Source organism: Streptomyces sp. KL116D, from assembly GCF_030766975.1.
Classification (GTDB): domain Bacteria; phylum Actinomycetota; class Actinomycetes; order Streptomycetales; family Streptomycetaceae; genus Streptomyces; species Streptomyces longispororuber_A.
In genome coordinates this window covers 17,330-32,531 of the sequence record NZ_JASERH010000036.1, presented here as the reverse complement: position 1 = coordinate 32,531, position 15,202 = coordinate 17,330, and the positions used below count along the sequence as shown (strand labels likewise).

At 72.4% G+C, this 15,202-nt stretch carries 4 protein-coding genes and 8 pseudogenes; 6 read left to right on the top strand and 6 right to left on the bottom strand.

Features of this window, described 5'->3' with window-relative positions:
* Nucleotides 1–2,181: 2,181 nt before the first annotated feature.
* Nucleotides 2,182–2,586 (bottom strand): pyridoxal-phosphate dependent enzyme, encoded by a 405-nt coding sequence (locus RBJ77_RS15020; RefSeq protein ID WP_372345481.1) that lies wholly within the window; start codon nt 2,584–2,586, stop codon nt 2,182–2,184.
* An 82-nt stretch (nt 2,587–2,668) separates the two neighbouring features.
* Nucleotides 2,669–2,737, bottom strand: a pseudogene (locus RBJ77_RS15015) (hypothetical protein); the annotation flags it as partial.
* A gap of 486 nt (nt 2,738–3,223) precedes the next feature.
* Between RBJ77_RS15015 and RBJ77_RS15010 the strand changes: the two are divergent.
* The 6 genes and pseudogenes from RBJ77_RS15010 (at nt 3,224) to RBJ77_RS14985 (ending at nt 8,656) form a co-directional block, all read left to right on the top strand.
* Nucleotides 3,224–3,974 (top strand): annotated as a pseudogene (locus tag RBJ77_RS15010) (GntR family transcriptional regulator).
* Nucleotides 3,975–4,180: 206 nt separating this feature from the next.
* Nucleotides 4,181–5,853, top strand: a pseudogene (locus tag RBJ77_RS15005) (cytosine permease).
* A 186-nt stretch (nt 5,854–6,039) separates the two neighbouring features.
* A pseudogene (locus RBJ77_RS15000) lies at nt 6,040–6,297 on the top strand (hypothetical protein); the annotation flags it as partial.
* 70 nt (nt 6,298–6,367) lie between these two features.
* Nucleotides 6,368–6,772, top strand: a pseudogene (locus RBJ77_RS14995) ((deoxy)nucleoside triphosphate pyrophosphohydrolase).
* Between the two features lie 158 nt (nt 6,773–6,930).
* Nucleotides 6,931–7,341: pseudogene (locus RBJ77_RS14990) on the top strand (ATP-binding protein); the annotation flags it as partial.
* Between the two features lie 637 nt (nt 7,342–7,978).
* Complete coding sequence (locus RBJ77_RS14985) at nt 7,979–8,656, top strand: PAS domain-containing protein (protein ID WP_372345480.1); 678 nt, start codon at nt 7,979–7,981, stop codon at nt 8,654–8,656.
* Nucleotides 8,657–9,903: 1,247 nt separating this feature from the next.
* Here the strand turns inward: RBJ77_RS14985 and RBJ77_RS14980 are convergent.
* From RBJ77_RS14980 to RBJ77_RS14965, 4 genes and pseudogenes are all read right to left on the bottom strand, one after another.
* Nucleotides 9,904–11,310 (bottom strand): PspA/IM30 family protein, encoded by a 1,407-nt coding sequence (locus RBJ77_RS14980; RefSeq protein WP_372345479.1) that lies wholly within the window; start codon nt 11,308–11,310, stop codon nt 9,904–9,906.
* A gap of 1,166 nt (nt 11,311–12,476) precedes the next feature.
* Nucleotides 12,477–12,887: a hypothetical protein gene (locus RBJ77_RS14975; protein WP_372345486.1), complete on the bottom strand. Its 411-nt coding sequence runs from the start codon at nt 12,885–12,887 to the stop codon at nt 12,477–12,479.
* A gap of 169 nt (nt 12,888–13,056) precedes the next feature.
* Nucleotides 13,057–13,254, bottom strand: a pseudogene (locus RBJ77_RS14970) (TPM domain-containing protein); the annotation flags it as partial.
* Nucleotides 13,255–13,586: 332 nt separating this feature from the next.
* Nucleotides 13,587–15,036: pseudogene (locus RBJ77_RS14965) on the bottom strand (glucoamylase family protein); the annotation flags it as partial.
* Nucleotides 15,037–15,202: the final 166 nt, after the last annotated feature.

Sequence of the window (15,202 nt, the reverse complement as noted above, 5' to 3'; positions counted from 1 at the left end):
CTTCACTTCGTTCGTCGATTTGGGTGTTTAACCGTTTTCGCATTTATCGTGTGAAACGCTTTCGTTTTCATGAAGTCAAGGCGACGTAGCCGCGCTCGCTACGTCCGGTCGCCGGTCGCCTGGTAGTGCCTGCCACGCGGCGAAAGCGCGATGTCGCCCTGGAGGTGGCTCTGGATGACGCAGTGCGGCGGGGTACCAGCTCTGGCACTCGTTCCACAGCGCGAGCCCGAACTCGCGCTCGTCCAGGGGTACATGAGCCCCTTCACGGATCGCCAGTCTTGGCCGCGTTGTCGGCGGCGGCCGCGCGAATGCGGTAGCGGTACTCAGGACCGGCTCGGCGAGTTCGGGGCGGGTGGCGAGGAGGGAGGGGAACATCCACGTCTCGGCGTCCCAGAAACACCATGCCCGCGTAGTTGTCGCTGCTCAGACCGGTCGGCGGGATGCTGTCGCGGGCACCTGCCCGCAGCGACGACAGGAGCCCGTACTGGGCGCGCACCTGGTCCCTGAAGGCCGGTTCCCGGGATCTTCGATGTCAGGCCCACAACTCCCGCCAGGCGGCGGTGTGTCCACGCAACAGGTCCGCCCAGCCCGCGGCCGCGTGCGCGCTGCGACGCCGTGACCGCGTCGTCGTGGGGTGCGCGCGAGGTCAGCCCGGTGTCGACCCCGACGTACTTGACGACGTCCTGACGCGCACCGGACTCGACACGGAAGTCGGCAATCTCGTGACCACTGCTCCGGGGAATCCGCGTGGCGGGCCGGGTGGGTGCGCAGCGCGCGCGCGCGGTGCCACGGTGCCGGACGTGCCGGTGCCGTCGGTGCGGAAGCCGACCGTCGTCTGTGCGCTTGCCCGCGCGCGCTGCCGGTGGCGGCGAGGCGGTGGGCGGCGCGGCCGTCGATCCGGTCGGTGACGGTGACCCGGCCGGTCCAGTGCGGGGTGACGCGCAGCGGACCGCGCCGACGTGGGCGCGGGCGGTCGGCGAGCACCTCGTACGTCAGGGTCGGTACGGCGGCCGTCCCGGTGCACAGGTGACGTCGGTCCGCACGATGCCGCAGCGCAGGTCGAGTGCTGCCACGGTAGCCGCAGGTAGCTGCTGACCGTGTTGACCTGCCGCGTCGCGCCGCGCGTCGAGGCCGGTCCAGTTGGGAGGGCGGCGGTGAGCCTGGCGGTGAGCGGTGCTCGTGGGCCGCGCGCGCAGAGCCCGGAGACGAAGGCGCCGTCGTACCCGGGGCGTACAACGGCCACCCGGTCCTGTCCGCCTCCCGTCCCCGGCGGCAGTACCCGGGCCCCTGCCGGCCGGCACCTGACCCCGAGGTACCGTTCCCGGCATGCGTCGTACGCCCCCGCGCGCCCCCGCTCGGCGACGATACCCACTCGGAACCACACCGACGCGGCGGCACGACCGGGCGCGGGCCCGGAGGCCTAGAGCGAGCAGAACGGATGCGAGAAGCGACCTGGGCGCAGTGATCACGCCCCCGAGCGTGCGCCCCACACCCCGACCCCCGGCACGCGCGCCGAAAGGTACCCGATCCGGGTGCTCCCTGACGGACGAGCCCACCCTCCCGACGCGACGACAGCCCCGTCAGGGGCGCGGGAACGGCGCGAGCAACCACACCAACCCCGCACCCTAACAACGCACCAAAGCCCCGTCAGGGGCGCGGGGAACGGCGCGACCAGCCACGACGCACCCGCACTGACAACGCACCAAAGCCCCTCAGGGCGCGGGGAACGGCGCGAGCAACCACAACAACCCCGCACCTCGACAACGCACCAAAGCCCCGTCAGGGGCGCGACGGCGCGAGCAACCACAACGCACCCGCACCTAACAACGCACCAAAGCCCCATCAGGGGGCGCGAGGCGTGCGAGCAACCACAACGCACCTGCACCCGACAACGACGCGCCCAGCACATCTCACCCCGGCCAACCCCGTCCTGAGCCCCGCGCAGCGGTACCACCACGGACCGCCCCTCCCCTGACCCCGCCCCGCGCAGCGGCCCAGCACGCCACCCCCGTCGACTCGACGTACAACCCCCGCGAGGCGAGATCGAGCTGGGCGTGCCGGATCTGATCCTCCGTCACCGTGTGGGAAGGCACCCCCGATTCCCGTACGGCCCGAAGGATTGGCGGGCCCGCGGCGGCTTCGGGATGGCGATGCCCCCGGCGAACGTGGGAGCCATGGGCGTCACGCCGACCAGATCGTCCGCCCCGGCCCGCCACGCCTCCGCGAGCGGCGCCACCGCGGCGGCCTGGACGGCGTGCAGCGCGGGCCGCCGGTCGATGAGCCCGCCGTGTGCAGCTCGGCGACGGCGAGCGCGGCACCCAGCAGGAGGGTGCCGTTGCCGACGGGCACCACCAGGACGTCGGGCAGCTGGCCGCCGAGGTCCTCCCACAGCTCGTGGACGTAGGTCTTCGTGCCGTGCAGGAAGTACGGGTTGTGGACGTGGCTGGCGTAGAAGACCCTGTCCCGTCGGCCGCGGCCCGCGCCGCGATCGCGGTCGCCTCGCGATCGCCCGCGACCACCTCGAGCCGGGCGCCGTGCGCGGTGATCTGCTCCAGCTTTGGCCGACGTCCCCTCGGGGACGTACACGGTGCAGTGCCAGCCGCGCGCGGGCGCAGTACGCCGCGATCGCGGTGCCCGCGTTGCCGCTGCTGTCGGCGATGACCCGGTCGGGCCGCAGCCGGGCGGCCAGCGCGGCGAGCAGCACGGCGCCGCGGTCCTTGAACGACAGCGTCGGCATGAGGAAGTCCAGCTCGCCGAGACGGTGCCGGTCAGCGGGACGACTGGGTGCGGCCCTCCCCGAGGGTGCACTCGCCGGGCAGCGGCAGGCACTCCGCGTACCGCCACAGTGAACCGACCCGGCCGGAGAGCGACTTGAGCGGGGCCGGAGGGGGAGTGGTCGAGGTCGAGAGGGCCTCGGCAGGCCGGGCAGCACCAGGCGAGGGAGCCGCCGGGGACGTCGGGTGCCGTCGCGCGGACAGTAACTGTCGGGGAGGGCGCTCATGGCGAGAGCGTAGGCAGCCGCGTGAACCAAACGTACGGACGATCCGTGTGTCGATGTGTGAATCACGCACTACCTGGAGAAAGTCGCTGCGTAAAGCTCCCTGAGCGCTCCCAAGTCATCACTTCGAGTGATTCCTTGGCCTTTTTGCTTGCATGCCCCCAACCCACGGCTGCCACGCTGTTGCTGTCCGTCAATCTGATGGGGATGTGAGGGGAACGACCAGTGACATTCGGTGAGCAGCCGGCATACCTGCGCGTCGCGGGTGATCTCCGCAAGAAGATCGTCACGGCTCGCTGCCGCCGCACACCCTGTCTCCCTCACAGGCCAGGGATCCGCGAGGGGTACGGGGTTTCGACACGGTCGCCCTGGAGGCCCGCAAGGTCCTGATGGCGGAGGGGCTCGTCGAGGGCCGGTCCGGCTCTGGGACCTATGTGCGCGAGCGACCCGTGCCGCGCCGCGTGGCCCGCCTCGGATACCGGTCGGGCGTGGGGTCCACCCCGTTCCGCCAGGAGCAGGCGGACCCGGCGGCGCGGGGGCACCTGAGTCGCGCAGCGAGCAGGCCGAGGCGGACGGCGGCATCGCCGAGCGGCTCGCGATCCGCGCGGGCGACCGCGTGATGCGCACGAGATACGTGTACTGACGCGGGGCGAGGCGGTGATGCTGGCCACGTCGTGGAGCCGCTGGCCGTCACGGGCCGCACCCCGGTGATGCTCCCCGAGGAGGGCCCGCTCGGCGGCTGCGGCGTCGTCGAGCGCATGGCGGCCATCGACGTGATCGTGGACAACGTGACGGAGGGAAGTGGCTGCCCGCTCCCGGCCTCGCCGAGGAGCTGAGCGCGCTCGGCGGCGTGCCCGGCCATGTCGTCCTCGTCATCCACCGCACCTTCTTCGCCTCGGGACGGCCGGTGGAGACGGCGGACGTCGTGGTGCCCGCGGACCGGTACCGCATCGCATACCACCTGCCGGTGATGTGACCGATAGGCGGACACCCGGTCCGTGGCGCGTGATCCGGAGTTAACCGGGATCCCCAACTCCCGTAACAGCCAGGGCAATCCCGCGCTGCAACGACTTGTCATGCACGGCTCCTACCTTCCTCTGCGTACCGGCCGTACCGGTATACCGCTGACTGATGGACGAACGGGAAGCTCGACGATGACCGAGACCGCTCTGCCCACCGCCGATCCTGCCGCGCTCCCCGCCCCCGGCGCGGGGCGCGCCGAAGCGCAGCTACGCTAAGCTCGCGGCGGACGAGTCCCGCGAGGACTCTCGCCGCGCTACGCCCCGCACTCCTACCGCCGCTGGTCGCCGACGATGGTCGCCTCCCACGGCGCCTCGGCGGTATCGCCTACCTCGCGGACTTCGCGATCGGCGCGTCCATCTGTCTTCACCTACGGGTTCCACCTAGCGGTCTCGCCTCGCATCCCATGCGCGGCGACGATCATCTTCCTGACCGGCATCCCCATCGCCCGGGCGCCTGCGCGAAGTGCGGCTCTGGACATGGGACCTCATCACCCGTGGCGCCGGCTTCGGCTATTTGCTGGCTCGACGCTCACGTCGCTCATCTACGCCTCGTCTCACCTTCATCTGCTCGCGCTCGAAGGCTCGATCATGGCGCAGGCGATGCACGTGGCCGGACTGCTGCTGCCCGTCGGGTACTTGCTGACCACGCTCATCGTCATCCCACCGTCTTCCGCATGCGCTCCGCCAAGGTGCAGGCGGACGCGGCCGGTCTGGCCGATCGGTCTCGTGCTGCCCTTCGGTGGTCCTGGCGTTCCACTCCCGCCGGGCATGCCCGTGACCTCCACCCGCCGGCGGCGCGGCACTGAGGGCGGGCAGCAGCTTTCTCCGCTCGGCTTCGGCCTCGGCACCGGCGTCGCGCTCTCCTCATCGCGCAGATCGGCGAGCAGGCGGACTACCTCCGTCTACTGCCGGCGAAGACGGAGCAGAACAGGAAGCGATGGAATCTGGCCGTTCTCGCGGCAGGCCCCGGCTGGGTGGTCATCGGCGCCGCGAAGCAACTCGGGCGGCGCTCGCCTTCGTGGCGCTCGAAGCGGTCGGCAAGACGCACGCCCTTGAGCCCATCGCCCCGCAGGTCGAGGCGCTCAAGCCGTGGCTCGGCCTCGGTGGCACTGCCCGCCGCCGCGCTCTTCGTCGTCGTGTCGCAGATCAAGATCAACGTCACGAACGCCTACAGCGGCTCGCTGAGCTGGTCGAACTTTCTTTCTCCCGGGTGACGCACAAGCACCCGGGCCGCTGCGGCATCTTCCTCAACCTCGCCATCGCGCTGACGCTGATGGAGATGAACATGTTCGCCGCGCTGAACAAGCTGCTCGGCTTCTACTCGAACGTGGGTATCGCCTGGATTGCCGCGGTCGCCGCCGACCTGGTCATCAACGCGCGCGGGCCCCAAGTACATCGAGATCAAAGCGGGCGTACCTGTACGCCGTGAACCCGGCCGGTTTCGGTTCGATGGTGATCGCGTCGACCGTCTCGATCCTCGCCTTCTTCGGGCTCTTCGGTGAGTACGCGGAGGCCTTCTCGACCCTTCATCGCCGCCGGCCTCGCACTGATCCCGTGCCCGCTCATCGCCTGGGCCACGAAGGGCAAGTACTACCTGGCCAGGCCGAATCCGGTGAACGGCGGACGCCGACGTCGAGGACATCACCGCGACCCACGCGTGCAGCGTCTGCGAGACGGCGTACGAACTCCCCCGACATCGCCGACTGCCCCGTCCAGTCCGGGCCGATCTGCTCGCTGTGCTGTTCCCTCGACGCGGAGTGCGGCGACGTCCGCACGAAGCGGCCAACGGGCGAGCCGGTTCTGATGCCGATGCCGACGGTGCGGGTGAGCTGAACCGGTACCGCTGGGGGACAGGGGGCGCATCTATGCAGATGCGCCCCTCTGCGCGTCCCGGAGCGGAGCCGCCGATGGCTTGTTGCGTACCTCTTTGTGCCATTCCCGTATCCGCTGCGTAAAGGTCAGGCGTAGGCTCGGGCATAGTGCGGATTGCGGTTTCCTCAGGATCAGGGGCGGGACGCGATGCGAGTCGGAGCCGGGGGCGACAAGGAGGAGGGCGCGACGACTGACAGCACGATCACGCTCGTGGCCTGCTCATCCGTGAGGACGACAACGGCAGCCGCTATCGCGTCGGCCGCTACGCGACGAAGGCGGGAGGCCCAGCGCATCGCAGACAGTCTCGACGACGGACAGAGGGGGCGGCGCGCACGCCTCGATGAGGGCGGTGGCCGGGAGACGGGCGGGCACAAGCAGCTCTACTGGGTGGAGCGGCTCGCGCAGGGGCAGGTCCCGGGCAGAACGGCACCGTGCGCTGACGGAGTCGCGGCCCCCGGGTCGTACGCTCCGGCACATGACAGAACCGATCGAACCTGTCGTGGTGGTCGCCGCCGCGCTGTACGACACCGACGGCCGGCTGCTCGCCGCGCGACGGAGTGCGCCCCCGAGCTCGCAGGCCGCTGGGAGCTGCCCGGCGGCAAGGTCGAGCCGGGCGAGGTCCCGGAGGACGCCCTCGTCCGCGAGCTGCGCGAGGAGCTGGGCGTCACGGCCGCTCCGGTGGCGCGCGTGCCGGGCGAGTGGCCGCTGAAGCCGGGTTATGTCCTGCGCGTATGGCGCTGTGACCTGCGCGCGCAGGGCACGCCGCGCCCGCTCCAGGACCACGACGAGCTGCGCTGGCTGGCTGCGGACGAGATCTGGTCGGTGGACCGGCCTCGACCAGGACGTTCCCGCGGTGAAGGAGCGCCCTGGCGCGCACTGACCGCGCGCGCCGTCCCTACGCCGTCCGTGCCACCGCACCCCAGGAACACGCTGAACGCGATAGCTCACCACTGCGTCCGGGTATATCCCGATTAACCCTCTGAAACCGGACAGGAACCGGCCAGGAGATTCGGGCAGAGCGATGCACGGGTCAGGGAAGTGATCGGCGTGCTCCACACCGAAGGCGACTACGCCGAGCGCCTTCTGCCGACCCGACGGCCGTCCGTGCGTCTGGGCGCCGCGGTCCGCGCACAGCCTGTCGCTGGCCTCGACGAGCCTCGGCGACGTGACGGCACTGCTGGTCAGCGAGCTGGTCACCAACTCCCTGCGCTTCGCGTCCGGCCCCATCGGCGTCCGGCTCGTCCGCCCCGACGGCAGCCGGACGTGCTCCTCGTGGAGGTCTCCGACCCTCCCCGACCCGCCCTGCGCGCCCGCGCGGCGGACCCCGACGACGAAGGGCGGCCGCGGACTGCAGCTCGTGGCCGGTGCCTCGCGCGCCGCTGGGGGCACGAAACCGGGGAGCACGGGAAGGCGGAGAAAACCGTGTGGTTTCGGCTGGCTCTACCGGGTGGGGCTACGGGGCCGGTGGGCGTGCCGGGCCCGGTGCGCGGAGGCGGGTCAGGAAGACCCGTGGCCGATCGAGACAGAAGGCGAAGATACCCAGGTGTAGAGACACCGGGTGGGCGCACCCGCACCTTTGGGTACGAAACAGTCGGTCCCGGCGGGCAAAAAGGGTCAGGAGCGGTGTGATCGTGAACACCTGTTGCGCACTCCGTAGTGCTGGATACTGCGGGTAGCCGCCCCGGTGACCGGCCCGGACGCACGGTGAGCTGGAGGGACTGATTCGCGTGAGCGAATACCAGCGAAGGCCAGGTCAGCGGGGGCCCCTCGGGCGCGGCGGCAGCGCGGGGTGCGGGCCAGGCGCCGCAAGGCAGGCCGAACGGCGAGGACGGCGGGCAGCCGGAGCAGACGGACATCGGCGGTCAGGCGCCCGGTTCGATCTACGACTACATCAAGGTCGCCTCCTTCTCCTCGGGTCCGACGGTCTGATCGACCAGTGGAGCAGGCGGGCCGCACAGCTCTTCGGCACGTCACGTCCGGCGGTGGGCAGGACATCGGGCGTTCGTCCCGGCCGACCTGCGGGAGCTTGGCCACCACAAGATGACGGAGATCCTGGACGGGCGCAGTGGACGGGCCTCCGTTCCGCATGCCGGCCGGCGAGGACGGCGGCGGCCGCAGGCGTCGCCGAGGTCTCACGCCATGCCGACGACGGAGTCCGGCGAGCGCGCCGCGGTCTGCATCGTCTCGTCGACGTGCCGGACCCTGCGCAGCTTTATCGAGACCGACCTCGCTGCCTCTCAGGCAATTTTCGGCCAATCTCCCCTTCGGCTTCCCTGCTGTTCGACACCGATCTCAAGGTCGGCGGACCAGCCGCACGTTCACCTCGGTGTTCGGCGGCCAGGTCGACGACCGCGGCGGCCACACCGTCCACGACTACCTGCCGCGCCACGGGGCGGACCGGGTGCAGGGCGCGCTGCGTCAGGTCCTGGAGACCGGCGACGCCGTCACCGACATGCAGCTCGTCGGGCCCGCGCCCGGCTCGAGCCGAAACGCCGCCTGCTGGTCCATCGCTCTATCGCGTGCACAGCGGTTCAGCGGGCCGGCCGATCGGCATCGCCGGCCTCGCCACGGACGTGACGCGCCGGCACGCCGCCGCCCGCGAGGCCGCCGCTGCGCCCGCCGCGGCCTCGCGCGCTCTGAACGAGGCGGGGGCCCGGATCGGCACTCCCTCGACCTGGAGACTGACCGCGCGGGCTCCTCCGACGTCGTGCGGCTTCTGCGACCTGGCCTCCGTCGACCTGTACCAGGGCCTGCTCGCCGGTGACGAGACCGCGCTGTTCAGCCACAGCCTCGCCGAGCGGCGGCGCCGAGCTGCGCCGCGTCGCCGCCGCCAGCGCCGTGGTGACGCATCCCCTTTCCTGGACCTGGGCGGCGAAGGCCCCGGTGACCATGGGCGCGGTCGCCGCTTCCGTTCAACTCGCCTTGTGCAGACGCCCTGCGCCGCCAGGCCGCAGCTGCCCCGCCGAACCAGGCGGCCTGGTGCAGTCCTCGCCGTCCCGATGGTCGCGCACGACACGGTCAGGCCTCGTGCAATTCTCCCGCACCAAGGGCGGCGAGCCGTTCAGCGCGGCTCTGACGGTCCCTCGGTGGAGCTGGCCCGCGCGCCGCGGTACCGCTTGCCCGGCTGTACCGCCACTGTGAGCACGAAGCGGGCCTGATACTCCAGCGGTCCCTGCACTGCCCGGTAGCGACCCCGGGCGTCCGGCCTCGGTATACCTGCCTGCCGGGCAATGCGGCGACGGAGGTCGGCGGCGACTGGTTCGGCGTCATCGAACTCCCCCGGCCACCGCACCGCGCTGGTCGTCGGCGTGATGGGCCTGCGCGCCGCCGTCGCCATGGGCGAGCTCGCACCGCCGTCCGCACGTTGGCCCTGCCGACCTCAGGCGGCGAGAGGTGCTCAGCGCGCGCTGGATCGCGCGCGGCCTCGGCACCCCGGCGGCGTGCGGTACACCGCCCACCGCGAACTCCACCGGCGGCGAGGACCTCTCCGAGGTCTACACCTGTGTCTACGCGATTACGACGCCTTACCCGGCGCTGCACGTTCGTTCGCCAGCGCGGCCTGCCGCGTCCTCGTCGAACCCGGCGAGGGCGCCCTCTAACTCGACGTTGCCGCCGGGGATGCCGCTCGGCGTCGGGGGCGGAGGTCGAGGTCAGCTGCGGAGGGCCTCGCTGCTCGCTCTCTACACGGACGGCGTCGGGATCCCGCGACCATCCGCTGGACGAGGCGCTCTCGGCGTTCCGCAACGCGCTCGACGATCCGTCGCCGGCTTTGGAGGACGTCTGCGACCACGATCCTCAACACGCTCGACACGCACCACGGCGAGAGGACGACATCGCGCTGCTGATGGCTTCGCGTCGCAGGGGCTAGCCGCCGAGCGAGAACGTCGGCGACTGGACGCCGCCGCGCGAGCCGAAGTCCGTGGGCGCGCCCGCCGCAGCCCGCGCAGGCGCAGCTGCTCGCTGGGACCTCGAACTTCGTCGACACCACGGAGCTGCTCGTCAGCGAGCTGGTCACGAACGCGCTGCGCCGGCGAGGGCGACATCCGGCTGCGCCTCCCGCTCGACCGCACGCTGGTGCGCGAGGTGTGGGACGCGCGGGGCTCGTGCAGCCGCGCGAGGCGCCGCGCCCGGGACACCGATACGGGCGGGCGCGGCCGCAGCTCGTCCGGACTGCTCCAGCGCCGCCTGGGGGCTCGCGCAGGACGCCGCGCGGCAAGACCGTCTGGTTCGAACTTTCCCGCTGCCGAACGGCGACATCTGCTCGCCGGACGCGACGGAGGCGCTGCTCAGCCTGTTCTGGCCGGATCCTGCCCGCGGCCCTTTCGAGTGGCAGCCGGGCGTGCCGTGTGTGGGATCGGCCGGTGGCGATCGGAGGCGAGCATCGCCCGCATGGAGACCGGCTCTCCGGACATCGCCGTCTCCGGTCATCGCCGCCGCCGCGCGGCGGTCCTCGCGGCGGTCGCCGCGCGCTGCGGCGATCCGCACCGGCTGGGTGCCCGCCGTGGATGGCGGCGCGATCCAGCGCCCCGGCTGATGGGGCAGGGCGTCCCTGCTGCTCGCCAGCTGCCTGGCGGTCCAGAGCGGTCGCCACCGTCGCCGGGTACGGGCGGCTGGCCGCCGCATCGCGAGGCTGGCGCTGCTGCTCGCCGGTCTCGGCCTCGTGGCCGCGGCGGGAGCGCCCGCCCAGGACGCGACGGGCGCGCCCGTCACCGCTTTTGAGCGCGCGCGAGCCGTGCCTCGGTCTCCGCCGCGTCGCCGAGCGAGTCCAGCTGCTCGAACCTGCGCGTCCAGCGACGACGCGGCCAGCTCCTGCTTGCCGAGCGCCTTTTCTGCCTCCTCGCGCCGTACCTTCTCCTCGAAGCGGCCCAGACGTCGCTCGTCGGGCCGAGGACGTCGATGTTCCCGGCCGCGTCCAGCATCTGGTTCTGCGCCTGCGCCGTCTTGGCGCGGGCCTGGCTGGTCGCGCTTCGAGCGGAGTTCGGTCAGCTTCACCTTCATCTGGTCGAGTCCGGCCTTCAGCTTGTCGACGACCTCGGTCTGCGCGCGGCGATCGTCGGCTCCCGCGTCCCTGGCCTCCTTCTCGGCCTGCACTGCCGCCCAGGGCGACCTTCGCCAGGTTGTCGAACTTGTCGGCCTCCGCCGCGTTCCCGCCGGCGCGCAGTTCGTCCGCCTTCTTGCTGGCGGCCAGCGCGCGCCGCCCCACGTCGGCGGCCGCGTCACGTCCTCCTTGTGGTCCTGCTCCATCATCCGCAGATTGCCGATGGTGGTCGCCACCGCCTCCTCGGCCTCGATGTTGTTCGTGTAGTCGCGGATCAGCTGGTCGAGCATCTTCTGCGGATCCTCCGCACTGTCGAGCAGCGCGTTGATGTTCGCCTTCGCCAGCTGGGTGACTAGGCCGAGAATGGTCTGCTTCGTCATGGTGAAGTCCTTCGGTGCGTAAGTCCGGTCGGGGACCGGGGACGGGGTCATCGGGTGCTCAGAAACGTCCGCCGCCGCCCCTGCGGCCGCGGTCCCCCTCCGCCGAAGCTGCCGGGCCCGCCCCCGCCGAAGCCACCGCCGCCGAACCTGGGCTCGCCGCCCATCCCGCGCCCTGCCCCGCGCAGCACCTCGCCGAGGATGATCCCGCCGAGCACCGCGCCGCCCATGCCCCACCGCCGCGTCCACCGCCACCGCCGTAGATTGCCCGTACGAGCGCGCGTCCCGCCTCGGCCAGCGACTGCGCCTGCCGGGCCAGCGGCATCGGCCTGCTGCGCCTCCGTGAGGGCCGCGGGTCGGACTCCTCGCCTCGCCTGCGCGGTCGCCAGGCGGCGCTCGGCACGCGTGTGAGCCGGAGCGCGGGCCCGCTGGCGACCGCGCCGCGGTGCGTCGATGAAGTCGGCCGCCGCGCCGGTGCCAAGCGCGCCGCGAGCAGCGCCTGCCCGAAAGGAGCGAGCGGGCGCGCGCCGCGCCCGCCCGCGCTCCGCGCCGCCGCGATGCCTCGCCGAGCGCCGCGTCCGCCTCTCCTCCACCCGGCGCAGCGCGTCGATCAGGTCGCTACGGTCCGGCGGCCAGCGCTGCGCACGTCGGCGACGACCGATCTCACGAAACACGTGCGATCCGGCCGCGCAGATCGCCGGTCGCGACGCCGCCCGGTGGTGCCTTCGAGGAGACCGGTGTGGGCGTCCGCGGCGTCCGTCCGGACCTCGGTGAGCCGCGCCGGGCGAGCTCCTCTGGCCTCGGCGAGCCTGCTACCCGGCCAGCCGGTCGGTCGTCGCGCGACGAACGTGCCGGCCTGGTCGATGGCGCCGGCGGCCCGCAGGAAGACGGCCGCCCTGCCGTTGTCGCCGGTGTCGACGGGACTGCCGGGCCTGGTTGAGGTGGGTCGTCGCGAGCACCAGCCGGTCCTTCCTTGGCCTGCTCGACGTGGCCCCGCGACGGACAGGAGCGCGGCGGGCGCGTACTGCGAGCCGAGCGCCGTCATGGTCCCCCTGCGCGCTGCTGGTCCCGCGCCGCGAGCTCGCCGGGAACGCCCGCTCGGCGCCCGCCAGCGCCTCGGGCGCCGTCCGTTCCAGCGCCCGCAACCGGTCGAAGTCCTCGGCCCCTGGTCAGCCTGCGCCCCGCCTCGGTGCAGCCCGGCCGACGATCTCGTCGAGCATCCGCCGCTTCGTCGCGTCGTCCTCGGGGAAGGCGTCGTCGAGCTGCTGGCGCAGCTTGAAGGCCGCCGTCAGCTCCGTCTGCGCGTAGGCGACCGCGGCGCGGAACGGCTCGACGGCCTCGTCCCCGAACTGGGCGGTGGCGAAGCCGAGTTCCTCGGTGCTGGTGCGGACCGCGTCGTCGGTCTCGACCAGCAGCCGTCTCGCCTGTTTGTCGAGCTCCGGCAGCGGGGTGAGCTGCGGTTTTCCCCAGCCCTGTGCACCCGCCCCCGCCGCCGGGCGTGGTGCGGGTGCCCATGCGCCGCTTTGCGCCGGGTGTACGCGTACGCGGCCAGGGCCCCCGGCGCCGCCGACGGCGATCACGGGGAGCACCAGGTCGCCGGCGCCGCTCCCGCCGTTGCCGCTGTCCGCGCCCGGGTCGGCGGCGCCCCGGCGTGATCGTCGGGGAGGGCACCGGGCGGCCCGCGACGACGGCGCCGATGCCGTGCGCGGCGCCGATCGCGGCGCCCGCCCAGTCGTTCTTGCGCAGGGCGGGCTCCACCGCGGTCCCCGCGATCTCCTGGATCTGGGCGTCGGTGAGCCGCGAGTCCTGGTCGACGGAGAACGCGTACTGCCGGTCGTGCGTGGCGACGGCGAGCAGGACGTCGTTGAGACCGAGGCCGTTCTTGTCGGCGGTGCTGTTCGCCCAGTCCTGCGCGGAACGGCCGGAGAGGTCCCGCACGTAGGTCACGAAGAGCTGGATGCCACGCTCGTCGTCGAGCTCGGTGAGGGCGTCGGCGGTGACGTCCCTCGCGGTCCCCGAGGGCGTCGACCTTGTCGGTGATCTGGCCGGTGCGGGAGAGGTGACCGGGTCGTCGGCGCGAGGCGGAGTCGGCGGGCAGCAGCAGCCAGAGCAGCGCCAGCAGCGCGGCTGCCGCCGTCCGCGCGGCTATCGGTGGCGGGGAACCGGCGGGCGTCGCAATTCGGAGCGTAGCGTCCGGATGGAAGGTGCCGCGACCGGGACGCCCCCACAGCGTCCGCGGCCGCGGCACCGGTCTTGGGTGCCGCTTCAGGAGCGGCTGAGATGGAGAAACGCTCCTTCGCCAGCAGCGGCCGCACCCGCGCGGCGAAGCCGCCGGTACGGAACGGGCGCTGCAGCAGGCCCGGGCTGAGCTGCTGCGCCAGCGCGGCGGCGACCATGCCCTGGTCGAGCGCGAGCACGGGGAGTCGCTGACCCGGCCCGTCGTGACGTCCACCGAGTCCCGGAACCCGTACGTGTCGTCGTACGCGCCGAAGTCCGCGTCGAGCGCCTTCAGGTTGGCGACGGCCTCCCCCGCGCGCGTGCGGCAGCGCGAGGAAGGAAGGCGTGCGGGGTGACGACCCCGAGGGAGTTGTAGCCCTCCTCCTGCATGCCGATGGCGTCGACGCCGTACTCGCGGTAGCCGCCCGCCGGGATGTTGGCGGGGAGAAGCCCCAGTAGCCGTACCCCTCCTCCTGCAGGCCGTGCTCGATCTGGCTGCGCACGTACCGGTCGTGCGTGAGCCCCACGCGCGCGGGGGACCACTCGGGCTCCGGCACGAACAGCGGCACCATCAGCGCCTCGAACATCGACCCGCCCCAGGTGGGGGACGAGCTTGCGGCCGCGGTACGTGTAGTGGCCCTGCCGGACCCGGATGCCGTCCATGGCGACGTAGGAACCCTCGGGCTCCTGCTCCTGGCCCATGCCGGGCAGCAGGGTGCGGAAAGAGGTGCCAGTAGTGGTCGGCCGGGATGCTGCCGTCGGCGATGCCCAGGTAACTGGCCATCCGGGGCTCGGTGTTGAGGGCGCCGTAGTGGTGGCCCGTCGGCTCGCCGTCTCCCGGCTTGTCGGGCCAGAAGCCGCCGCGGAGCTGGCCGGGGCCCGCGACCGGGTCGGCCGCGTCGTACGGCGTGTAGTAGTACGACCAGTCGGCGCCGGCCAGCAGCTTCGCGACGCGCGGCCGCAGCGCGGGGGCGGCGTCCGCGGCGATCCGCAGGCCCGTGACGAGCCAGGCGTTGTCGACCGAGGAGAGGAACGGGCGGACCGGGTCACCGGTCGCCGGCCCAGAGTGGTCAGCAGCGAACCGTCGTGCGCGTCGTACGGAGTTGAACCAGAACCCGTGCGCCCGCTCCAGCTTCTCGACCGCGGACACGGTCCTGGTCAGCTTCCGCTCCATCGCGTCGCGGGAGATGACGCCGAGCCCGCCCGCGGCGGCCGTCGCCCACAGCCCGCAGCCGATGTTCGTCGGGGAGGTCTGCACCGACGGGACCGGGTTGCCCGGACCGCTGACGTCGATCTTGTCGGCGGCCAGACCGAACTCGGTCGTCATCGCCTCGATCGAGCGATACGTCGAGTGGAACCACTTGCGCAGCAGCGGTGTATCAGAGGTATGAGCGGAACGACGGAGCGACGAGACGGCGTCCGCCGGGGCACGGCCCCGGCGGACGGGGCAGCGCCCAGCGCGAGGGCGGCGCCGCCGGCGCCTGCGGCGGTGAGGAAGGTACGGCGATCCATGAAGGTCCTTTCTCCGGAGGGGCTGATGTGAAGGGAAGTTCGTGGTGCTCGTGGGGGTGCGGGCGGGGCCGGCGGACGTCAGGTCCGTCGGCCCCACCGTGCGCGCCTGTGAGTCAGGGGCCGCAGGCTCGCGGTGGCCGAGCGCGGGGGTCAGGGTCCGCGGTTC